Here is a 20,071-nt window from a genome sequence, read left to right as displayed (position 1 = left end):
ACCAAGCGGTGACGTACCGGAGGTTGAGGGCGCGAACCGTGACTACCTACACGAGAACGGAAAGCTAGTGACGCGCATGCACGATTCTCACACCGCCGAGCGTTCCCAACTCAGCCGCAGCCAATTCCTGCGCATGACCGGTGCCGCCGTCACCTTCGCTGCGGCGAGCGGGCTGGCGACCGCGTGCTCGGACACTCATCAACCGCGCGCCGAGCGCGTACTGCTGGACGGTGTACGCGGCTACACCTGCACCCCCAGCGGATTACACCAATTCAGCAGCATCCTGGTCGACACGAACGGAAGGGTAGAAGCGCTCGATCCCGCAAATACCGCAGGCGCACGGCGTATCAACGGCCACAGCAGAGTGTGCCTTCCCGGATTCCATGACGCCCACGGTCACATCTGGAGTTTCGGCGCTGCCGCGACCCAGATCGACCTCGCCGGTGTGCGGTCGGTCGATGACGCGCTACGGGTCATCGCAACCTACGCTCACGAGCACCGGGAACGGCCGTGGCTGCTGGGGCGGGGATGGAACGACGTCGGCTGGGGCCGGTTACCGAGCGCGGCCGACATCGACCGAGTGGTCGCGGACCGCCCTCTGTGGCTGCTGCGCGTGGACAGCCATGCGGGCGTAGCCAATACGGCTGCGCTGCGGCTCGCCGGGATCACCGCCTCGACGCCTGATCCAGTAGGCGGGCAGATCATCCGCGACCACGACGGCCGACCCAGCGGCGTGCTGGTCGACGCCGCCAAAAAGCTGATCGAACAACACATCCCAGCTCCGACACTGCTCGACTACGAAGATCGGCTGCTCGCCGCTCAGCGCAAACTCAACTCTGCCGGGCTCACCTCGATCAGCGAGGCATCCACCGCCCCCGATCAGCTCCCCGCGCTCTTCGACCTCGCCAACACAGGCCGAATGACATTGCGCATCAATGCGTTTCTCAGCTGGGACGCCTTCACCCGATTCGGCACACAGGCACGAATCGACTCGGTCGCCGATGACATGCTGCGAGTCCGCACGGTCAAACTACTAGCCGACGGTGCCCTCGGCTCGTACGGGGCGGCGCTGCTCGACCCGTACACCGACCGACCCACAAGCCGAGGACTGCCACAGCTCGAGCCCGCCGAACTGACCTCCCGAGTTCGGCGGATCGTGGACGCGGGCTACCAGAGCGCGATCCACGCCATCGGTGACTACGCCAACCGCATCGCCCTCGACGCCTACACCGAAGTGCTGAGCTCGGCGCGCGAACCACGATTGCGGCACCGGATCGAGCATGCCCAGGTCCTCTCACCATCGGACCTACCGCGCTTCACACAGCTCGGTCTGATCGCCTCGATGCAGCCCAGCCACGCCACCGACGATATGAACATGGCCGAGACCCGCATCGGCCCAACCCGCCTCGCCGGTGCTTACGCATGGCGGTCGCTGCTCGACCTAACAGTCGTCCTCGCCGCGGGAAGTGACTTCCCGGTGTCCTCACACCGCCCATTCGACGGCCTCCACACGGCAGTCAACCGAACCGACCGCGACGGCCAGCCCATCGGCGGCTGGCACCGCGAGCAGGCGATGACCGTCGCCGAAGCCTTTCGGGCGTACACACACAATGCCGCCTACGCCGCTCATCAGGAACGCGTATTGGGATCTCTTGAGCCCGGCAAGCACGCCGATCTCCTACTCCTCGACCAAGACCCATTCTCGCCGCAGAAGGAGCTCTGGCAGACAGATGTCCTTCAGACCTGGGTCGGCGGCAAATGCGTCGGCGAATACGGCCAACTCTGAAAGCGGAACGGGAGCAGTTCGAGGGCGACGCCGAGCCTGCCTAGTGATAGTGCAACGCCCACAGTCCGCCGTCCGCGTGGCCAGAGGCGGCCGAAGGCAAACCCGACGATCGAGGGTTACAGACCGAGGCAGTGAGGAACAATTCTTCGTGGACGATGCTCGTCCACGAAGGGAAGTGACTCTCATGGCATCTGACGAAAGCTTCGCCGAACTCTTCGAAGAGTCCCTCAAAACACTGAACCTGCAAGCGGGCTCGACAACAACAGGTGTGATCGTCGATATCGACCACAAGGCCAGATTCGCGACAGTCCGTACAGGCGACGACTCGGAAGCGCGCATCCCGCTCGATGACTTCTCCGAGGACGCAAGTGATCTGAGTACCAAGGTCGGTGACGAGGTGCAGCTGTCCCTCAACTCGGACGGAGCCGTCGACGTCCAGTGATGAAGACAAGCGGGTGGCCGTCTTCGCCGACGCTCTCGATTTGTCTTGAAGTCGCCGTTTCCATTCGCCTTGCGTACTAGGTATCGGATCACCGGCCGGCATGGTGTCCGTACCAAGACCCGGTCCCGCCCGTGACGTTACGGGCGGGCTCCGGCAGCCAGGCCAGCAGCTCCTCGTTCAGGACGAGGTGCAGTCGATCTCAGCGAGACTCTGCCCGGCCTGTCGCCTGCTTCGAGATCAACGAAACACGTTGTGCCGCCATTGATGCCGCATAGGATGAAGCTCCCCGCGAGGGGCCGACCAACCAATTGTGTGCTGACCCGTATGGAGATTGCTGATGTCTGAGACCACGTCTGAGCCCGAGGTTGCCGATCTGGGTGCGATCCCCGGGACCGAGGGCAGCGGCGAAGCTATTGTGCTGACCGAGATCCCGAGGACCGAGATCACGCCCGAGAATCTCGCCACGCTGAGCCTGCACTACATCGATGGTGTGGCCACGCTGGTCGTCAGTGGCGGGACAGCCGTTCCGGAGGTGCTGCCTGTCGTGGACGGAACCGGCAGTGTCGTTGCCACTTACACGGCGGATCGAACCGTGACGGCGACAACGAGAGCCGCGATCAAGCTGAACTACGGCGACGAATCGGAGTTCGCGCCACCGCTCAGCACGCACTTGACCCTGTACAGCGCCACCATCGACACCAACGTGTAAAAGTCGACCGCTCTGCGTGCTCTCCAATCCCGCCCCGCTGTGGGTGCTCGTGTATCGGAGACGCCAGAAGCTGCCTCAGAGAACGGGCACGGCGCCGGGCCAGGTCGCGGGGTCGACGAACACGGGATCGCCCGATCAGATTTAAACGACTTTACCTTCCCGTGACAGCGAGAGGGTCTTGAATTCTGATGATTTGGCATAATCGTCGACGCTGACCAATGCGTTGCCGATGAATTCGTCTTTATTGATATCGTATTCGCATACGTCGATCTTGTGGAACTGGTCGGCGCTGCGGGCTGTCCGCGCTACGGCGGACGTGGCGACATCGGTCGCAGTATTCTTGGCGGAAGCCATCACGATCGCGTAGGCGCGGGCGAGGTCCAGCAAAGCCCCAGCGGCCTTGCCCGCCTGCTCCGTCGCGAGGTAATTGGCCTCGGCGCCGATGCCCGCGAGCAACGCCTCGCGGGCGTCGCGGGCGCCCGCCGGCTCGGTCACCCTGATCACGGTCGGAATCTGATGCACCCCCTCTTCGGCGCTTGTGGTCGAAGAGGTTTCAGAGTCGACGGAGGCGATCTCTTCCTCGGCAAGGCTCGCGGCGGGGGGTGTTTCACTGCTTGTCATGGAACGCTCCTGACGTTGTCGCTGAGATGCACAGTCCGATCCGGCCGCGCAAGTACGACCCCTGGTAGCTACCGGCCAGGAACGCCACGCCGAAACATGTTGTATAGCCCATGAATTCGGTGTCACAGGCCCACCATCTGCCGTTATCTCGGCAAGTCAACCCCGTAGCACTGCCACTCTCACGACAGTTACGTGAACTTCGTTGGATTTTCGGCGACTATTCCCGGGACCCCCTGACGCGCGTGATATTGCTGATGTGCGAGCGTTCGACGGGCCAGGATCGAGCGGCCGGGGCGGATGTTCGGAGAACACCGCTGCTGTCGATTCGCGGGCGCTCTGCTGGAACTGCGCCCCGAAAGCCGTTGCCCCGCATACCCTTGTGTCGATCTGCACACGGCCATCTAGCAGGAGGTTCTCACATGACTGTCAGTTCGATCAGGTCTGAAACCGAGTACGAAAGATTCAAGTCGAGAAAGCCGATCGTGGTTGTCGAATTCTACGCAGAGTGGTCTAAACTTTCAAAGGGCTTCGATCCGACATACGAGGCCATCTCCAACGATAAGCAGAACTTGGACGTTGCCTTCGGCCGGGCCGACGCGGACCAGTTGAGTGACTTGCTCACGAATGAAGGTGAGACGATCCTGCCGACTTTCATCGTTTTCGTGCGGGGCGGGGAGTTCGCGAAGATTGTCGGACCCAACGAGACCGAGCTAAAGGCTAAGATCCGCGAGGCAAGGGCGAAGCTCGCGATCTAGTATCCACTCATAGCCGCTGGGCGCGCGTTTTACGTGACGAGATCGCGTGCACATCGCCACGAGATGAAGGGCCATCGGAGGCGAGCGCTACCCCACCCCTCGCGCGGTCTTTCTGACTCTTGCCGCTACCCTCACCTGCTGCCAGTCATGGAGGGCGCGAAGACCAGATCTCGGTCTAAGCCGTTCTGAATAGCAAGTGGCGCTTGATGAGTGCGCCTGGATTGGGCGGTCCGACAGCCTCGGACGCCGTAGCATCACTGTTGACGGTGCCTCGCCCGGGGTTGCCGGTCCCCACAAGTGTGGGGCGCGAGCGAGGGGATCACGCATGGCATTCGACTGCACAGGGTTGCGGGAAGATCAGAACTACCCCCATCCCACCGATCCCCACAAGTACGTACAGTGCCGTGGCGGAACAGCTTTCGAGGTGCAATGCCCGAAGTGCAACTTCGATGCGGTCAGTTGCCCCGACGGCTTTCTGTCCTTCGACCAGATCACCAACAAATGCTTGTTCGACAACGAGGTCGAGTGACTTACCTGATGTGCCGCGGCGAGGCGATCGTCTCGACCAGGTCGCTGATGGCGTAGCTACCCCCTTCGAGGTGGGAGGCGATCCGGCCTTCGGTGTCGATCAGGACCGCACTCGGTGTGCCGGTCAACCCGTAGCGAGCCACGATCGCGGAGTCCCCGGGAACCAGCACGGGATCGACTCCGTGCTCACGTGCCCACTGCGTGTTCGCCGCCATGTGGCCGGTGCCGATCACCACGGTCGTGACCGCAAGCCGTTCGCGCCACCGCGGCAGCTCCGCGGCGATGCTCTCACACGGTGGACAGCCCGGACTGAAGAACAGCAGCAGCACCGGCAGCCCCAAAGCGACTGCCTCGTCCAGACTTCGGCGCTGACCGTCGGTGCTGTCGAAGGCGAACCTCGGGGCGGTCGCACCGACCGGCAACGGCTGGCGCGGTTTGCGAGCTGCGAGCCCCTTGGCCAACTCGCGACGCAGCTGGGCGAGTTCGAGTTGCCCACGCAACATCAACGCCGCGAAAACGATGATCGCCGCGAGACCCACCGCCCGATCCAGGGGCAACTGTTGGGGCACATCGTCGTATCTCACCGATCCCCACACCACCAGCCCGGTCAATACCGCGAGCGCCGTATTACGCACCAGTGTCGCGGGACCGATCGGTGCCGAGCTCGCCGCACCGAAACACGAACACGCTGGCCGCCGCCCCCGGGCGAGTAACCCGATCACGACCGTCGTGAACGCCGCCACCAATACCAGCGCCCCCACCCCCGCCCACACCGCCGTCTGTGACGGCAACACCGCCACCGCGACGACCAACTCCACTGCGGGCAACCCCCATACCGCCGCACCGAGGACGGCAGTCGGTATCCCGAAGTCCTGCAACCCCTGACGAGTCCCGGGCCGGTCGGCCAGCTTCGCCCAAGCGGCCCATCCGAACACCACGGCCACCACGAGCCGGCCGATCCACACTCCGTAAACGGTCACGCAAGCATTCTCGCGCAGCCCCGGACATCGAACCGGCCGAACCCCACAACATTTGAACCCGACCACCGGATCAGTGTGTAGGTTGCGCCCGCGGACTGCTCAGCCCTCCGTAGGCGAACCAGACAGACCGCAGAGCAACACCCTAAGAGAACTGTTGCAAAACCGCACGGGTGTGTCGTCAGCGCGACATCACACAACATGTCCAGAACCCAAGAGAACGCCACACCACGCGCGCAGGTTCCGGCGGCGCCTCGTCTTTGAGGTCGGCCTGGTTATAAAGCGGGAACGTGAGATTCCGGCGTGCTTGGCGACCTGGTCAGTCGATCGGGATGCTGAGTTTGTGGTGGAACAGGTTGTCGGGATCGTATTTGCTTTTGATCGCTTTGAGCTGTGGTAGGTGTTGGCCGTAGTAGCTGTCGAACATGTCGCGGCCGTGGTCGGCTTCCTCGTAGTCGTCGTCGCCGATATAGCCGCCGCTGAGATACGGGTAGAAGATCTCGTAGGCCTGGTGTTGCCATTGCTCGTAGTTTTCGCTCAGCTCGACCATGGTGGCGGTGTCACCGGCGTCTTCGCGGAGTACCGAGTACGACATGCCCATCAGCCATGGGCAGCCGCGGTTCTTGATGGCGGTGGCCTCGGCCGGGAGCCCGGAGTTCGGGTCCAGGCCCAGCAGCTGGATCCGCAGGTTTTCCCGGGGTTGGGTGATCGCGTGTTCGGCCAGGGCCTGGATGAATTCGCCGGTGAACGGTTCGGGTACGAATCCGGCCTTGATCTTCATGTAGCGCAGGTGTTCTCGGCGTTCGCGCCGGATATCGGTCAGGTCGGGGTAGTACGGTGCCGAGGTGTCCTCGAGGCCCTGTACTCGCATGGTTTCCAGATAGTCCGCTGGCCGGATATCGAATTCCTCGGTAGCAGGGAGCTTTTCGCGCATGTCCGCGACGAGCGCGTCGCGTTCGGCGTCGGTCTCGGTGGCCAGGGACCCGAGGATCTCGAGGTGCCCGCGCCAGATGACGATCATCGGATTGAATGCCAGGGGCGCGTTGAGCGAATAGTCTTGCAGCGCGGTGAACGTCGACACGAACGACGCGGCGTCGGTCAGCGGGTATTTGATGAAGAAGTTCGCCGGTGCGGCGGGTGCTTTGTTCAACTCGACGGTGAGGCTGGTGATCACACCGAAGGAACCGGTGCCGCTGCCGCGGATCGCCCAGAACAAATCCGGGTGGGTGTTTTCGTCGACAACGACTACCGAACCGTCGGCCAGAACCATCTCCGCGCGCAGCAGCCGGTCGGTCTGGATGCCGTAGGTGCGCACGTAGTGACCGTAGCCACCGCACTGGATCTGACCACCGATACCGACCGCGATGCACTCCCCGGTCGGCAGCATCAACCCACCCTGATCGAATGCCTGCACCATCAGGTTTCCGGTCAGCGTGCCACCGCCGACAGTCGCTGTCTGCTGGTCACCGTCGATGGCGATGTCGTTCATCTCGACCATGTCGATCACCACCGCGTGCCCGTCACGCCCGCCCAGACTGGCGCCCTCGAAGGAATGACCGCCCGAGCGGATGGCCAACTGGGTGACCCCCGCTTCCCGGGCACAGCGAATGATCTCCTGCACCTCCGCGGTCGAGCGCGGAGCCACCACCGCGACAGGCTGAGCTTGCGCCAGGTAATTCCACGTCGCGGTGGCCTCGTCGAAGCTGGAATCCCCGGGAAACGACATCGGCATCGAAGAAAGCCGATCGTGAACCAGTTCTTTGAAGCCCGCCATGCGAATACGGCCTTTCGTTGGTTTCCGATGTCGCTCAGCGGCCCTCGATCATGTCGCCGAGGAGCAACCGCAACTGTGTCAACGAGCAGAATGTGCACTGACCTTCGCATCGGGGGTTCTCGAGGGCACGAATTCACGAGCACATGGCGTGTCGTCGTGACAGAACCTGAGGTGTGAGGCGGCCATCGTGGTCCTATCAGGTCCTGCAATCTGACAAACCACTGAATCGGGGGCTTCGTTCATGGGGATGGAGACGAACACCGGCCCTGCCGGACGTTGCATGGCGATATAGCGGGCCTGTCGATCGCCAACGGAACATCCTGCGCCCGTGCGCGTTCGATGGCCCATTTGACATACGGTTGCGGAAACACGGTGGGCTGCTGGGCGAACAGATACGGATCGAACGGCAGCAGTTCGCGCGCCTGTTGACCGGCCAATATCACGACTGGGCTGAAGTTGCGAGCGGCCGAATACACCGCGCACAAACCATGGCTTGAGAACCAGCAGGTGCACGCAACGCGGCTAGTGCATTCACGGGGAACCGCAGCACACTCGGTCGATCGCCGCGTGGTGGACACCCCAGATAATCATTCGACCCCAAAGCCGAATAGTGGCGACCGGTTATGTCGACTACATCGAGGACATGCTCACATATACCCTAGGGAACATAGTTTCGAACTATAGCGCTCATGGATCGTCGCAGCCATCCATTGCATACTGGTTGGTCTAGTTCTTCTTCAGCGACGAAGGGGTACGTCGGATGCTGACCGAGGCGGACGCCACCGGAGGGTGGACGCTGCACGAGCATCCGACCCAGGGCGTCATGCTCACCCGGCAGATGTACCGACGTCAGCTCACCGTGTGGCAGGAAGGCTCGCTGCTGTGGTTCGCCGTCGACAGCGGCACCAAGACGCTGAAATGGGGGCGACGCGGCACCGTCGCGGCGGCTAAAGCTGCGGCCGAGAAGGCAGCCCGGCCCACACTCACAACAACCGACTGAGCGGAACGTGCTGCAATAGCCGAGTAGCGTGTCCGACTGTCCTAGCATTGGCGAATGAGCAGTTCCGGACGACGCCTCCTAGCCTGCGGGCTCGTGATCGTATTCGCGGCAAGTTGTGTCGTCGCAGTTATCGCTCTGCGGGACCATTGGCCTGCGGCACGCGTCGGCATAATCGTCAGCGCCTCAATCGGTCTGGTCACTCTTGCCGGTCTCCTTGCGGCGTTCGCCAGCAGCAACTATCTGCGCCGCGAACAACTGGCCGAACAACGCGAAAGTGCATTTCAGAGACGCGTCGACCGAGAAATCGAATCCCGCGTCCGATCTCTTGAGGCAGCGACTGTCGTCGCGGGAAGACTCGCTGCCACGATCGACGCGTACGAACGCATCGCAACCGCGCGGTCATCCCTTGGCTCTTCCCGCGAGGACGTTCGCTCTGATCAGTGTGATGACGTGCACTTGGACCTTGCCCGTTGGTGTAGGGAGTGGCAGGTGACCCGCACGGAAGCCATGATGCAGATCCTCTACATCCCACTCGGTGTCAGGAGCTTCATCGAGGCGGTTGTCACAGACATCGACGAGATCGCTTGCACCCCGGAAGCGATTGACCAAGCAAATCAGAGCACATTGACTGCGGGGCTTGAGCAGTGCCGCCGCGGGCGGGGAAAATTGGACTACTTCCGAGGTCTCGCGGCGGTGAACCTGGACCCCCAGTCGGGTGCGGTCATCGACTATTTCACGAATGCCGGCTCTGGCCCGCGAGTGCAACCGGAAACTGGACGACTGGTCGGTCCCAACTATCCAGATCTGCGTCGGCAGACCGAAGTTGACCATATCGATCAGCCCGCGAACCCCACCAGCTCGCTTCGGACATGTCTGAGCCGAAGACGGTCCCCTTGATGATCTCTGACTTGAACGCAATTCAGTCGACACAAGGCGCGCAGTCGAGGCCCTCACTGGCCGCGAATACCATCCTGGAGGTGCGGGACGGCTGTCCCGCTGCCGCCGCGCGTGACCCCGGCGAGGAATGAAATTGGTTGGCGGAGAAGCGTTCTGACCGTCGGTAAGCCGATCGTTACGGGGGCTCACGATAACGCCTGGGCATCTTGAGGCTTCGATGTTGGATGCCCTCGAACTCTTCCTACATGCTGCGTGCACTATCCAATGGTGAAGCCCCTAGATGCCTCATCTAGCCGCAGGAGCCTTCGCAGCCGGACCGAGGTGCCGCCGACCGAGGAAGGCACAGACGCGCCCGCGAATACGGCCAGTCCTGAAACCAGACAAGACGGCATACCTGGGCGGTGCCGCCGAGGGACGAGCTGGCTGTTCCCCGACCCTCGACGGCACCCGTATCCGAGCAGGTTCCCGCGCGCAGACGCGGTGAACCGGTCGTAGTTCGACGCCGAGCCTAGGTTGGATGGGTGTGATCCCTAGTCATCGTTGTCATCGGATTCGTTGCGATCCGCCGCAGCGTCCGCCCGGTCGGCGAAACCTGATGTCGCTGACGGTGACAACGGATCACGCTCCGCGGCTTCGCTGATGCGGTCTGCCGCCTCCCGATCCATCCATTGCTCACCCATGACGAGCCTCCTTGTGTGTTGCGAGGCCGCGCCACGGGATACGAGACGCTGTCGTTCGACCCCAGGGCGCGGGTGAGTGTCGGCGGTCGTTACCTGGGGGTTGATGGAGCCGGTGGTCCACGGAGGGATTTCCGGCCACTGGATAACCGGTCACTGAAGCGGCCTGAGCGACCGGGCTGCATGCATCGTTTCACACGTTCGAGGAGCACTGACCGTCTAGTACACCTTGCCCGAGAAGAAGCGACTGACGCCCGGTGAGCCTCTCGTCAGTTTCTCGTGGGGCCCATTATCGCTCTCGTACGAAAGAGGCGGAAGAACGTGCACAGAATATGTTCCACTCGCGCCGCTGCATCTGCGGTCAACGTGGTCATCGCCCCAGCTCCTCGGACTCCGGGGTGCCGAATCGATACTCCCGAACCGTCTTCGGTGTCTGAGGCCCATCCGTCGACGACCTGCTACGGATGCTCCAAAGGTGTCGTGGCTATAAAACCGTCAGCAGATAGTCCGCACTGACGATCCGTGCCCGCAAGTAGTCCAGGCGGGCCGCCAAATCAGCGCGAACGTCAACAACCTCGCGAATGCGAGCTTCGAGGTCCCGAGTTTCCAGTTCATTGATGGCGGCGTCGACAAGAAGTTGCCGAACCAGCGGTTCAGAGTCATGCAAAGGGACTGACGAAACCGCGTCGAGCTCCTTGAGCATCTTCTCAACCGTTTCGAGTTCGGCACGGTAGTCAGCAAGGATGAGCACACGGTCTACCAGCGCGCTCCGAGCAATTGTTGTGGCTTCATCGAGGATCGACGGGCATCCTGAATCGCGGCCGTGGGCAGGCTCGTCAATGGAGTTGGCCCGTGCCAACCAGATGCGGTACGCACGGGCGTTGATGTCATGGAGGGCGGTGGCCAGGTCGATACGCGCGCGGTGTACATCGAAAAGCTCGCTCTTCCAAGCGAGACTTGACCGGATCTCGGAGGCGAGGAGGTCGGCCAGGCCGACCAACCGCGGTTCTCGCCAGGCGAACGGTGCCACTCCCTTGTCGCGACCGGTCCGGCCCGCCGCCTTCTGCCACTCCCGAACAAGCTTCTCGTGATTCGGGTATCCCCCGAGCGCCACCTGACCGGCCGGCCACCTGAATGCGGCGGCGTGGAACAGCCTCCGGTCACGCAGGCCGAGCCATCGGGGTTGAAGCGTGGTCTCTTGGTTGAACACCAGCACGCCGTAGGTCAGTCCCCAAGCCATAAATCCGATAAAGAACCCCACCACAACCTCGTCCGCGAAAATCATGGAAGAAACGAATCCTGTGACGACACCAACGAAACCGCTGATGGCGTTAAACGATTCCGGGTTACCACGCCCGCGAGTTTTGACCTCCCGCTGACGAGCCAGACATCGCCTGGCCAGATCATCCGGCAACCTGCTCATGTCGACACCCGACCGGTGTCCCCAGCCGTAGTTGAACGCGTCCGCGACGGCATCCTCGCCACGGTCAGTGATCAACGCGTTGATGCGTCGACGGCGGGATCCCTGCTGCGCCCGTCCGCCAGTGTTCCCGCCCACCTGATCCCCCAATGTAGCTCCGCCCCTATTGATTCCGGTGAGGCCGCATCTCGCTTCAACGATCGTAGCGGGATGCCGAGCCACTCGGAACGGCATGACGTTAACCATCTGCCGACGGAACTCGACGAGTCCACGGCGAAAGGTCTCAGGTGCACGGCCAAGCCCGCACTGACAACTGACTGACCGAGCGGAATGCGCGTTGGCCGAGTTGAGTTCCTGCACTTGCAGTCCGCGCAGCACTTCTAGTCCTCAAGGCGTTTCGTTGCGGGCGGCGCACGCTGCTAAACGATCCTGGTGAGCCGCTGCACGATGCGTCACGGCGGCTAGCTGGTGTTCGTCGGCGTTGCCGGTGCCCCGCGGCAATGCCGCTTCATGGACAGCGGCTGCCCTGTCATGGGCTAGGCCGTGTTTCATGGCGCCGACGCAGTGCAGGCGCCTGGTTCTTAGTGTTCTCATTGTCGGACAAGGGCATTCACTGCCGCACACAGAGAGTCAGGGCTAAAAATGGCGGGCTTCATTATCGGCGAAGTGGATTTTGAAGGCTGGGAGTGGGGCGACTACGGCCACCCCTACGCCGCGGACCAGTACGTGACCGTGGGCCCGGACGGAGCCCATGAGCGTCCCTGCCCGGATGGCATGGAGTGGGATCCAAAGCTCAGGCACTGCGAATACCCCGACGCAGGCTGACGACTGTTGCTGGCAGCGGAGGCGGCGGGCCGCAGGCTCCGCCGCCGTCTCTGTCACGGCGGGCGGTCAGCTGGTTTCGGTCATCCACAGCGCCAATCAGTGGATGGGTGACCGGACTTTCAAAACACCGCCTAGAGCGGCTCGGTCATATGCCGCGATAGTTCGACTACGTGCTGTTTCCGCGCGAAGACGAGACTGCTCTGCTCGCTTTGCTGCGAGCTCGACATCCTCGTTCGTGATCGGACGGCCGGCCTTCAAGTCCACGCGTCGTGCGACTAGCTCGCTTACACGCGACCCAGCCTGATCAGCGGCTAAGCCACCCATGAACCCAGGCTAGGCCGCTCGCCAGATTCATTACAGACGTTCGGAAGCACGGCCTCTCGGAGGTTTCGCTCGGATGTCCTGCGGTATCCGGCACGAAACTGCACGGTTTCCAGCCAGGGCCGTGCCCGAGATTCAGGAGGATGTCGTGGCCGACAAGAACTATCGCTCCGCCGAGACAGGCGAGTACGTGACCGAGGAGACCGCCGCGGAGAACCCGCGAACGACCCTCGGTGAAGACGAACCCCACGGCGGGGATAACCGCCGTGATCGTTCATCGATCACTGGGAACTTCGTCAAGCCGGACACCAGTCGGCGTCACCCCGATACCACCGTCACCGAAAACGAATGACCGCGCAGACATCGGCCGGTGCACCCAACCGTTCTGACGGCCGGGTTAGTTTTCCGGTTCGAGCTGCTCGTGGATGGTCAGTAGCAAGTGGTCGAACGCGGCCACTGCTTTGACCGGCGGTGTGGGGAGGCGTGGGATGGCAGCGATCAGTGCCTCGGCGATCTGGCGCAGTATGATGTTGGTTTCTTGTGAACGCCATTGCAGGACCTTGAACGCCTGATCGGTGTCGATGCCGCACATGAACATCAGCACCCCCTTGGCCTGCTCGATCGCCGCGCGCGATTCCAGGACTTCGGGCATGAAGGTGTCGAGGGTCTGGCGCTCGATAGAGGCGATGGTGGTGCCCAAGTCGATGTAGTAGCCGCCCGTGCCGATCGGGTTACCGGTGGCGTCGAGGATGCGGTCCGAAACCACCATCACGTGATGGACTCTGCCGGTGGTGTCGCGGAATCGGTGCCGACTCGAGAACGGCTCACCCCGGCGCACGGATCAATTCCGCGACCTGGGCGCGGTCCTCGGGATGCTTGTGTGACAACAGCAACTCGGTGGTGGGCTGGACCTCGCCGGGAGAGTAGCCGTGCATGCGATAGACCTCTGGTGACCATTCCCAGCATTGGGTGGCGAACCAGAACCGGAAACTCCCGAAACCCGACCCGCCACCACCCACAGGAGGGAACACCAGCGCGCTGTTCTCCACGTCCCGGTCTTCCACGGGATCGACGTGTCCTGTCACCCGACAAGTATGACCCCGCCCGAACCTCGGAGCGACCGTCGGCCGTAGCCACCAAACGTTCTCTCGTGCCGCCGGGAGGAACAGTCCGGCCATCGGTTGTCCAGCAGCAAACGCGCCGCATCGGCGCACCAAACGCAGGTGCGGGCTACCGAGGCCCTTGCTTGCCGACAGAACTCGACGAGCCCACGCCGAAAGGTCCAAGGCGCACCACCCCAGACGTCATACCACATTTATCGACCGTGCGCGAATCCTCCACTCTGTGATCGTGGTTGCAACTTTCCTGCTCGACTTTTACTGGACCTTTTTACCCGAATACAGCCGAATACCACCGTATTTCGACGCATCCCCTCGACCTGTATACACGCTGGTAGAGCGAGGTATCCGAACATATCCGAAGGTGGCCGCAGGGGAATATGTCATAACCCAGAGGTCGCAGGTTCAAATCCTGTCCCCGCTACAGCAGGCCCAGGCCAGAGAAATTTTCAATCTCTCTGGCCTGGGCCATTTTTCGGCCTGAAGGTGTGCGGCGGCAGCGGCAGCGGCAGCGTCATCACCTTCAGTGATGTCGTGGGTGATCCCGTGGATGAACCTGCGGCCATCCACAACAGCGCCCCGTGCACACCAGTTGATATCGCGGCGCACTCCGTCGTCGCGAGTGATCTGCCACGTCGTCGTCTGGAACACGGTGGTCTCGTCAGAGACGAGGGCCTCGGCCAGCGCCTGGGCTTGATTGTCGGCGGAGGTGACATGGCGAAGCGAGGAGACACGGGTGTTCTCGAATAGCCCACACGACGGGGCGCCCGCCGTCAGTTCAATCGTCGTGGGCGGACGCCTGTGCCCCGATCGCCCTGTGCCGCAGCCAATAGATCACCGCCGCCATTCTTAGTGCAACCGCAAGTTGTTCGGGTCGTCACTCCCTCTATCAACGACTTTCGACGGGATCAGCGAAAGCGGCTGGGGCGGTGGCTCCCCAACCCGTAGCGATCAAAACGGTTGCGGCAAGCAGGGCGGAACTTCGAAGACGATCGAGGCGCATAGCGGTTCCCATCCGGTCCTCTTAACCCGGGCCGCGAGCTATCCAGCACTGTCGGGTGGCCCAGGGCATTTCAGCCCTGGGCTCCCACAGATCCCGGCGTGACAATCTCTCGTCACCGGGCTCTTGTCACCCTCTCCACCGGGAAATGCGCACCCATACCCAATGGGCGAAGAGCCGTGGATACTGCCGCGTGATCCGGCGCCAGCAGAGCATGGCCTTCTTGGCGGTGCGCAACCGTTTGTATTTCTTGCGGATCCACCGCACCAGATAGGAGTTGATGCGGAACAGGAGCGGAGTCAGCGCGGAGCGGGAGAACGCCCCGTAGTACTGCATCCAGCCGCGCACGATCGGGTTGATCTCGTGCGCAAGCTCGGCGAAACCGTGGCCGATCTTGCGGTGCAGCCGCCATCGGCGGATCTGCTCGCTGACCTTGTCGCGGGCGTCGTTGCTGATCGCTGGCAGGAACGAGGCGATTAGCCGACCGCTCTTGATCCGAACGGTACGGGCACGGAAAGTGAACCCCAGGAACGTGAACGCGGTAACACCGTAGTCGCGGTGGCGCCGCTGGTCCTTGCAGTACACGATCTTCGTCTTGTCGGGATGCAGCCGCAGCCCGACCTGTCCCATCCTGTCCCCGATCGCCTGGACCAGTCCCCTGGCCTGACGCTCGGTAACGCAGTGCACGACCGCGTCGTCGGCATAGCGCTCGAAGCGGACGGTCGGATACTCCCGCACCAGCCACATATCGAACGCATAGTGCATGAACAGTTCGCCAGCACAGGCGAGACCGCAGACCCCTGCGGGGCGCCGCGGTCTCGCCGTTGCAGCATGCCATCGGCGAGCTGCATCGGCGCGGTCAACCACCGCTTCACATACAGCCTCACCCACGGCTGGTCGGTGTGAGCCTCCACCGCCTTGACCATGAGGTCGTGATCGACGCTGTCGAAGAACTTCTGGATGTCCAAATCGATGGCCCAGTCGGTCTTCCAGCATCGTTGCTGGCATGCCCGGACCGCGTCCAGAGCCGAGCGTTTCGGCCGGTAGCCATAGGAATCCGAATGGAAGATCGGCTCGACCTTCGCCTCCAACCTAGGTGCTACCACCGTCTGCGCGACCCTGTCCGAGTTCGTCGGCAACCCCAAGCGTTCTCACCCCACCGCCATGCGGCTTCGGGATCTCCACCGCCATCACCGGAGGCGGGAAATAACTGCCCGACGACATCCGATTCCAGATCTTGTACAGGTTGCCCTTCAGATCGGACTCGAACACCTCGAGAGTCACCCCATCCACTCCCGGCGCACCCCGATTAGCTTTGACTTTCCGATATGCCTCCCATACTTCCCACTTCGAAATCTCGAACGTTTTACCTGACGGCTTCAGCTCGCCCATGCGACTCCTCCCGGAACACGCTGTCCCGGTTGATCGAACGCACAACACCACGGATGACCCGGCCCCTTCGCTCCACCCCCACCGCGCCCAGCAGAGACTTCACCGCTACTACGAACCGGTCCGGCCGGCACGCCCCGCGACGGTACTCACTGCCTCACGGTTCAGCCGCTTGGCAGGCTCCCCCTCGCCCCCCGCGAACACGCGAAAAGCATTGTCGGGACACGCCTTCCCACGTTCCGTGCAGAACCCGCAGACCGGACTCACGTCGCCTACATGCCGGACACCGCCTGGCCAATCAGCGGTCACCCGCCAGGCTCATCCCGGGCGTTCCTACTGCGACCCGGTTTCGATGCCACCTAGTGAGTTACGACACGTCAACAGCGATCCCCGAAAACGAGGACTGCGCACCGTCTTTCCGATCCCCACCTGACGCATACCCTGCGCCTTTTCCACATCGATCACCACGACGGTCTTCAGCCAACGCAGCATGTGATGGTTTGAAGCCTCCCACCGCAGGGCGACTCCGAAGGGCCAAACCTTCATCTCCTGCGCAGCATCATGTCAAGAAGTTCTACCTACATCGAACTCCTCTCCACCTTCGTGGCACACGTAGGGTCTCAAAACTCGTGGCGGAATCTCAGAACGTTTAGCGGTGACATGGCAGATCCGCCTCGGTTCTGAGATTCCGCGCGCTCTTCGCTGCAGATTGGCAAGCTTGGCTGGTGCGGTGTTCGAAGCAACCTCCGCCGCTTGGCCTAGCCGTTCGTTGGCGTACCTTCGGGCGATCAGCTCGAAGAGCGACGCCCGACTGCCCTGTAGCCGATGTGCGAGGTCTGCTCCAGATCAACCCTCTTGAGCGATAGCGGCCCTTCGGAATGTTTCGACAGAATCGTGGGGGCCTGGATTGATGATGGCCACCATGCCTTTCCCGCACTGAGGGGTGCTGTAAACGTAGATCGGGTTGTGGTTGCTGATGATGATGCTGGAAGTGGCTCCGTTGTGAAGCACGCCGGAGTCGAATCCCCCGAGGGGGTGGCACGGGTCCCTGAGGCGGGCCGTGCTTTCGGTGGCGCTGAAATGGCCGTAAAAGTAGAAGGTGACCACTTCGCCAGGATTGCCGTGGACGACTTCGGGCGAAAATCGGAGCTTGCCTCCCTTGCCGACGTCTATGCGGATATCCGGGCGGGCGTGTGCGTCCGCTGCGGGCGTCAGGGGGCTGACGACTACCGCTAAGGACAGCGCGGCGAGGCTTGCTGTCAGGAATCTGCTGTGCATGGTGTGGTACCTCCGGGTTCGGTGACCTGCAAGAGGACGGCTGAAACTCGGTAGCTCGGAAACCCCAATGAGCTGACGAGAGGTTTTCGGCGGAATGTGCGGTTCGACACTGATTGTTCGGTGCGGATGTGCCCGAAGATGGGAATCACGTTGGAGGTAGGCGTGTCATCGAGGTGTGACCATCGAGCGAGGCCCTTATGCTGACAGCCAGGATGCGTTCAGATCACCCAGCAGAACAGCCGTCCTGTAATAGCCGCATAGCGAGCGATCATCCAGCGGAGGTTGGCAGCGGCGGCGCGGTTCGCGGCAGGACGTCGTAACCACGGACGAGGCGTGCGGGAATGCCGCCGCACCAGCGCACCGAACCCCAGGGCAAGCTGCCGAGGCTCCCGACTTGCCGACAGAACTCGACGAGCCCATGCCAAAAGGTCCGGGTCGCACCAACCCGGACGAGATACCACATTTATCGACCGTGCGAACCCTCGCCTCTCTGACCGTGGCCGCAACTTTCCTTGTCCTCGCTACAACGAAAAGCGGCCCGGAGGAATATGTTGCGGGCCGCTTTTCTGATTCCGGACCGCATTGACAAACGCCGACCGGTCCATCGCAAACGGCAGTTCTCGGCCGCACGCCAAGTCGCGTGCTCTCGGGTATGGACAACACATTTATCACGCTCCGCGCGCAAAGTACTACTGGCACTTGCCTCCCAACTCTGTCGCGATCACTCTTGACCTCGACACCGAGGAGCCCTGGATGTCCATCCGCGAACACTGGTATCTCGCCTACGAGCGCGACGTACTCGGCACGCCCGGCACACCATGGCCGACAAGATCCCGCTCAATATCGCGGCTCGAGCCACCGGCGGCACACGAACCGCCCACCGCCGGCAAGAAGGAGCGGCGCGGGTCACTGCTCAACGCAATTCGTGCCGCTGTCGCGGCGGTGCACGGGTAACCCACAGCCCGGTGCCGCCGAACGCGGTAGTGCTATCCCGCGAACTCGCACAACCGCAATGCCCTGCTGCGCACTGCTCCGAGACTGATCTTGTCACCACCGGAACCATTGGCCCGCAACGGCTCAACGCCCGCCACCCCCGCCTCCTCAGCTTTGTCGTTGAGCGCATACGACTTCCCGTCCGGCGCAACGAACACCGCCTGCACCCCCGCCCGGCACTCGAGGGTGCCGTGATCGACCGTGAACGGCCACAGGGCCCCCAGGTTGTCGCTGGCCACCGCCTGCCTGCTGGACGTCGGCTCCGGCAGCGGCACCGGACTCGGCTGCGCCGCCTCCTCACCCCCTCCCCCGCATGCACTGATCACCAATACACCGCCGCTGGCAACCCCGGCCAACAGCAACCGTCGAACCTTCGAGACCATCTCTTCCTCCCAAAGCATCGGTATTCAAATCGTCCATGAATGGTGTAGCGCTGAGTGATTCGATCAACTCGCAGGCAGTGATCGGTACATGGTGCGTGGGGCGGGAGCGTCGTCGCGAGATGCCGATCTGACCAACTCGGCGCGGCTGTGTACGCCCATGGTGTCGTAGAGGTTTCGGATGCGACGGTACATGGAACGCTCGGAAAGATAATTCTGGCGGGCGATTTCGGCGACCGTCATCGAGGTGCGCAGCATGCGCAGGAGCCGGGTGTCGAAGTCGTCCAGGGTGGGCGGGGCAGATCGTCGGACATCTCTGGCGGGCACAAGGTTTCGGGAGCGCGGGAGATCCGGTGCCCGGCGGGCAGTCATCACGTCGCGTGGCGGGCGACGGTTGTCGCGAGCCGAACGTACGTGGTCGAGCAGTTGGGCGCGCAGGAGTTCGGCTTGCCGCTCGATGGATATCGCGATGTTGACCACGAAGTTGGCACCTGAGCGGATGGCGAAATAGGTCGAGTGGCCGGTGAGGTCGTTGGTGACCGCGACGATCAGTCCCATGGCATGTGTTGCCCGGATCGAACGCAGGCTGTCGGCCTGGCGCTCGGTATTGACCGGCAGCACGATCGGCGCACCGTCGACGTCGCCGCGCGCGGTGAGTTCGTCGTAGTCGGCGAACTCCAGTTGAAAAGCCGGAGCCAGCAGGCTCCCGCATGGCCCGTTCGCCGGATCCAGATAGTCGCGCAGACTCGGATGCGCGAAGGCGTTCGGCTTGGCCATCTCTGTGATGTCCCAGCTCAATTGCGCGGTGTTCATGGAATCCCCCCACTGACTTACTGTTCCTGACTACTTGGTTGGACGTGCGAACCGCCCGATCGGTTCCATAGCGAGACAACCGATTTGCGAGTCGCTACCGCCCACCGGTCAGCCGGTGATGATCTCGCGCAGGACCACGTCCAGCTGAGCGGTCATATCGGCCGACGTCAGAGAGCCCGCCGGACCCGCAGGCTGAGGCCGTCGATCAGGGTGTGGAGTTGCCTGGCCACGCCGTCGCGCTCGGAAATCTGTTGCGCCAGCATGCCCAGTTCGGCCAGGTCTTCGATGACACAGCGGCACAGGTCGTACGTCTGGCCGAAATGCCGGCGTTGGACTTCGGCCAACGAGAAAGCGGCCCGCAACTCTGT

General features: G+C 62.6%; 22 protein-coding genes and 2 pseudogenes. 10 read left to right on the top strand and 14 right to left on the bottom strand.

The genetic code is table 11. The features are described 5' to 3' along the window. Window positions 1-76 precede the first annotated feature (76 nt). From ACIA8C_RS26815 to ACIA8C_RS26805, 3 genes and pseudogenes are all read left to right on the top strand, one after another. Complete coding sequence (locus ACIA8C_RS26815) at window positions 77-1,786, top strand: amidohydrolase (protein WP_397139277.1); 1,710 nt, start codon at window positions 77-79, stop codon at window positions 1,784-1,786. 184 nt (window positions 1,787-1,970) lie between these two features. Next, window positions 1,971-2,204: pseudogene (gene rpsA / locus ACIA8C_RS26810) on the top strand (30S ribosomal protein S1); the annotation flags it as partial. 361 nt (window positions 2,205-2,565) lie between these two features. After that, window positions 2,566-2,937 carry a hypothetical protein gene (locus ACIA8C_RS26805; protein WP_397139276.1) on the top strand — a complete coding sequence of 124 codons (372 nt, stop codon included), beginning with the start codon at window positions 2,566-2,568 and terminating at the stop codon, window positions 2,935-2,937. 141 nt (window positions 2,938-3,078) lie between these two features. Here ACIA8C_RS26805 and ACIA8C_RS26800 read toward each other — a convergent pair whose 3' ends face one another. Beyond that, window positions 3,079-3,558 carry a hypothetical protein gene (locus ACIA8C_RS26800; RefSeq protein ID WP_397139274.1) on the bottom strand — a complete coding sequence of 160 codons (480 nt, stop codon included), beginning with the start codon at window positions 3,556-3,558 and terminating at the stop codon, window positions 3,079-3,081. Window positions 3,559-3,977: 419 nt separating this feature from the next. Between ACIA8C_RS26800 and ACIA8C_RS26795 the strand changes: the two genes are divergently transcribed. Next, window positions 3,978-4,313 carry a thioredoxin domain-containing protein gene (locus ACIA8C_RS26795; RefSeq protein ID WP_397139272.1) on the top strand — a complete coding sequence of 112 codons (336 nt, stop codon included), beginning with the start codon at window positions 3,978-3,980 and terminating at the stop codon, window positions 4,311-4,313. A 325-nt stretch (window positions 4,314-4,638) separates the two neighbouring features. Beyond that, entirely contained in the window at window positions 4,639-4,842 is a 204-nt protein-coding gene (locus ACIA8C_RS26790) for a carbohydrate-binding module family 14 protein (protein WP_397139270.1), read from the top strand. A 1-nt stretch (window position 4,843) separates the two neighbouring features. Here the strand turns inward: ACIA8C_RS26790 and ACIA8C_RS26785 are convergent, their stop codons facing one another. Continuing rightward, a complete protein-coding gene (locus ACIA8C_RS26785; RefSeq protein WP_397139269.1) occupies window positions 4,844-5,821 on the bottom strand; it encodes a peroxiredoxin family protein in 978 nt (325 codons plus the stop codon). A gap of 316 nt (window positions 5,822-6,137) precedes the next feature. Beyond that, window positions 6,138-7,550, bottom strand: a complete 1,413-nt coding sequence (locus ACIA8C_RS26780; RefSeq protein WP_397139267.1) for an FAD-binding oxidoreductase — start codon at window positions 7,548-7,550, stop codon at window positions 6,138-6,140. Window positions 7,551-8,352: 802 nt separating this feature from the next. On the opposite strand from ACIA8C_RS26780, the gene ACIA8C_RS26775 reads away from it, so the two are divergent. Together ACIA8C_RS26775 and ACIA8C_RS26770 are read left to right on the top strand one after the other, a co-directional pair. Further along, a complete protein-coding gene (locus ACIA8C_RS26775) occupies window positions 8,353-8,592 on the top strand; it encodes a hypothetical protein (RefSeq protein WP_397139265.1) in 240 nt (79 codons plus the stop codon). A gap of 93 nt (window positions 8,593-8,685) precedes the next feature. Beyond that, a complete protein-coding gene (locus ACIA8C_RS26770) occupies window positions 8,686-9,489 on the top strand; it encodes a hypothetical protein (protein ID WP_397139263.1) in 804 nt (267 codons plus the stop codon). A 530-nt stretch (window positions 9,490-10,019) separates the two neighbouring features. Here the strand turns inward: ACIA8C_RS26770 and ACIA8C_RS26765 are convergent. Next, window positions 10,020-10,169: a hypothetical protein gene (locus ACIA8C_RS26765; RefSeq protein WP_397139261.1), complete on the bottom strand. Its 150-nt coding sequence runs from the start codon at window positions 10,167-10,169 to the stop codon at window positions 10,020-10,022. 481 nt (window positions 10,170-10,650) lie between these two features. Then, entirely contained in the window at window positions 10,651-11,736 is a 1,086-nt protein-coding gene (locus tag ACIA8C_RS26760) for a hypothetical protein (RefSeq protein ID WP_397139259.1), read from the bottom strand. Between the two features lie 516 nt (window positions 11,737-12,252). Between ACIA8C_RS26760 and ACIA8C_RS26755 the strand changes: the two genes are divergently transcribed. Together ACIA8C_RS26755 and ACIA8C_RS26750 are read left to right on the top strand one after the other, a co-directional pair. After that, a complete protein-coding gene (locus ACIA8C_RS26755) occupies window positions 12,253-12,411 on the top strand; it encodes a carbohydrate-binding module family 14 protein (RefSeq protein WP_397139258.1) in 159 nt (52 codons plus the stop codon). Window positions 12,412-12,880: 469 nt separating this feature from the next. Beyond that, entirely contained in the window at window positions 12,881-13,084 is a 204-nt protein-coding gene (locus ACIA8C_RS26750; protein WP_397139256.1) for a hypothetical protein, read from the top strand. A gap of 45 nt (window positions 13,085-13,129) precedes the next feature. Here the strand turns inward: ACIA8C_RS26750 and ACIA8C_RS26745 are convergent, their stop codons facing one another. The 6 genes and pseudogenes from ACIA8C_RS26745 to ACIA8C_RS26720 form a co-directional block, all read right to left on the bottom strand. Further along, a complete protein-coding gene (locus ACIA8C_RS26745; RefSeq protein WP_397139630.1) occupies window positions 13,130-13,501 on the bottom strand; it encodes an ANTAR domain-containing protein in 372 nt (123 codons plus the stop codon). 55 nt (window positions 13,502-13,556) lie between these two features. Further along, on the bottom strand, window positions 13,557-13,817 hold the full coding sequence (locus tag ACIA8C_RS26740; RefSeq protein ID WP_397139254.1) for a PAS domain-containing protein: 261 nt from the start codon (window positions 13,815-13,817) through the stop codon (window positions 13,557-13,559). Window positions 13,818-14,979: 1,162 nt separating this feature from the next. Beyond that, window positions 14,980-15,435: a group II intron maturase-specific domain-containing protein gene (locus ACIA8C_RS26735; protein ID WP_397139628.1), complete on the bottom strand. Its 456-nt coding sequence runs from the start codon at window positions 15,433-15,435 to the stop codon at window positions 14,980-14,982. Beyond that, window positions 15,424-15,956: pseudogene (locus ACIA8C_RS26730) on the bottom strand (reverse transcriptase domain-containing protein); the annotation flags it as partial. The pseudogene ACIA8C_RS26730 and the gene ACIA8C_RS26735, both read right to left, overlap by 12 nt. Further along, a complete protein-coding gene (locus ACIA8C_RS26725; protein ID WP_397139253.1) occupies window positions 15,943-16,242 on the bottom strand; it encodes a hypothetical protein in 300 nt (99 codons plus the stop codon). The pseudogene ACIA8C_RS26730 and the gene ACIA8C_RS26725, both read right to left, overlap by 14 nt. Before the next feature lie 843 nt (window positions 16,243-17,085). Then, on the bottom strand, window positions 17,086-17,517 hold the full coding sequence (locus tag ACIA8C_RS26720) for a hypothetical protein (protein ID WP_397139251.1): 432 nt from the start codon (window positions 17,515-17,517) through the stop codon (window positions 17,086-17,088). Window positions 17,518-18,270: 753 nt separating this feature from the next. Here ACIA8C_RS26720 and ACIA8C_RS26715 point away from each other — a divergent pair. After that, window positions 18,271-18,471 (top strand): hypothetical protein, encoded by a 201-nt coding sequence (locus tag ACIA8C_RS26715; RefSeq protein ID WP_397139249.1) that lies wholly within the window; start codon window positions 18,271-18,273, stop codon window positions 18,469-18,471. A gap of 32 nt (window positions 18,472-18,503) precedes the next feature. On the opposite strand, the gene ACIA8C_RS26710 is transcribed toward ACIA8C_RS26715, so the two are convergent. The 3 genes from ACIA8C_RS26710 to ACIA8C_RS26700 form a co-directional block, all read right to left on the bottom strand. Then, the gene (locus ACIA8C_RS26710) at window positions 18,504-18,893 is read right to left on the bottom strand and encodes a DUF2511 domain-containing protein (RefSeq protein WP_397139247.1); all 390 of its coding nucleotides are present in this window, start codon (window positions 18,891-18,893) and stop codon (window positions 18,504-18,506) included. 63 nt (window positions 18,894-18,956) lie between these two features. Beyond that, window positions 18,957-19,703, bottom strand: coding sequence for a hypothetical protein (locus ACIA8C_RS26705; protein WP_397139245.1), 747 nt, complete (start codon window positions 19,701-19,703; stop codon window positions 18,957-18,959). A gap of 167 nt (window positions 19,704-19,870) precedes the next feature. Further along, complete coding sequence (locus ACIA8C_RS26700; RefSeq protein ID WP_397139244.1) at window positions 19,871-20,047, bottom strand: hypothetical protein; 177 nt, start codon at window positions 20,045-20,047, stop codon at window positions 19,871-19,873. Window positions 20,048-20,071 lie beyond the last annotated feature (24 nt).

Source organism: Nocardia sp. NPDC051321 (genome assembly GCF_044455225.1).
GTDB lineage: Bacteria > Actinomycetota > Actinomycetes > Mycobacteriales > Mycobacteriaceae > Nocardia.
This window is presented reverse-complemented; position numbering and strand designations above follow the sequence as displayed.

What these genes read in the sequence shown, in the direction of transcription:
- ACIA8C_RS26815 (WP_397139277.1), top strand. Translation starts at nt 77, where the DNA reads ATGCACGATTCTCACACCGCCGAGCGTTCCCAACTCAGCCGCAGCCAA.
- ACIA8C_RS26805 (WP_397139276.1), top strand. Translation starts at nt 2,566, where the DNA reads ATGTCTGAGACCACGTCTGAGCCCGAGGTTGCCGATCTGGGTGCGATC.
- ACIA8C_RS26800 (WP_397139274.1), bottom strand. Translation starts at nt 3,558, where the DNA reads ATGACAAGCAGTGAAACACCCCCCGCCGCGAGCCTTGCCGAGGAAGAG.
- ACIA8C_RS26795 (WP_397139272.1), top strand. Translation starts at nt 3,978, where the DNA reads ATGACTGTCAGTTCGATCAGGTCTGAAACCGAGTACGAAAGATTCAAG.
- ACIA8C_RS26790 (WP_397139270.1), top strand. Translation starts at nt 4,639, where the DNA reads ATGGCATTCGACTGCACAGGGTTGCGGGAAGATCAGAACTACCCCCAT.
- ACIA8C_RS26780 (WP_397139267.1), bottom strand. Translation starts at nt 7,550, where the DNA reads ATGCCGATGTCGTTTCCCGGGGATTCCAGCTTCGACGAGGCCACCGCG.
- ACIA8C_RS26775 (WP_397139265.1), top strand. Translation starts at nt 8,353, where the DNA reads ATGCTGACCGAGGCGGACGCCACCGGAGGGTGGACGCTGCACGAGCAT.
- ACIA8C_RS26765 (WP_397139261.1), bottom strand. Translation starts at nt 10,169, where the DNA reads ATGGGTGAGCAATGGATGGATCGGGAGGCGGCAGACCGCATCAGCGAA.
- ACIA8C_RS26745 (WP_397139630.1), bottom strand. Translation starts at nt 13,501, where the DNA reads ATGGTGGTTTCGGACCGCATCCTCGACGCCACCGGTAACCCGATCGGC.
- ACIA8C_RS26725 (WP_397139253.1), bottom strand. Translation starts at nt 16,242, where the DNA reads ATGGGCGAGCTGAAGCCGTCAGGTAAAACGTTCGAGATTTCGAAGTGG.
- ACIA8C_RS26720 (WP_397139251.1), bottom strand. Translation starts at nt 17,517, where the DNA reads ATGCACAGCAGATTCCTGACAGCAAGCCTCGCCGCGCTGTCCTTAGCG.
- ACIA8C_RS26715 (WP_397139249.1), top strand. Translation starts at nt 18,271, where the DNA reads ATGTCCATCCGCGAACACTGGTATCTCGCCTACGAGCGCGACGTACTC.
- ACIA8C_RS26710 (WP_397139247.1), bottom strand. Translation starts at nt 18,893, where the DNA reads ATGGTCTCGAAGGTTCGACGGTTGCTGTTGGCCGGGGTTGCCAGCGGC.
- ACIA8C_RS26705 (WP_397139245.1), bottom strand. Translation starts at nt 19,703, where the DNA reads ATGAACACCGCGCAATTGAGCTGGGACATCACAGAGATGGCCAAGCCG.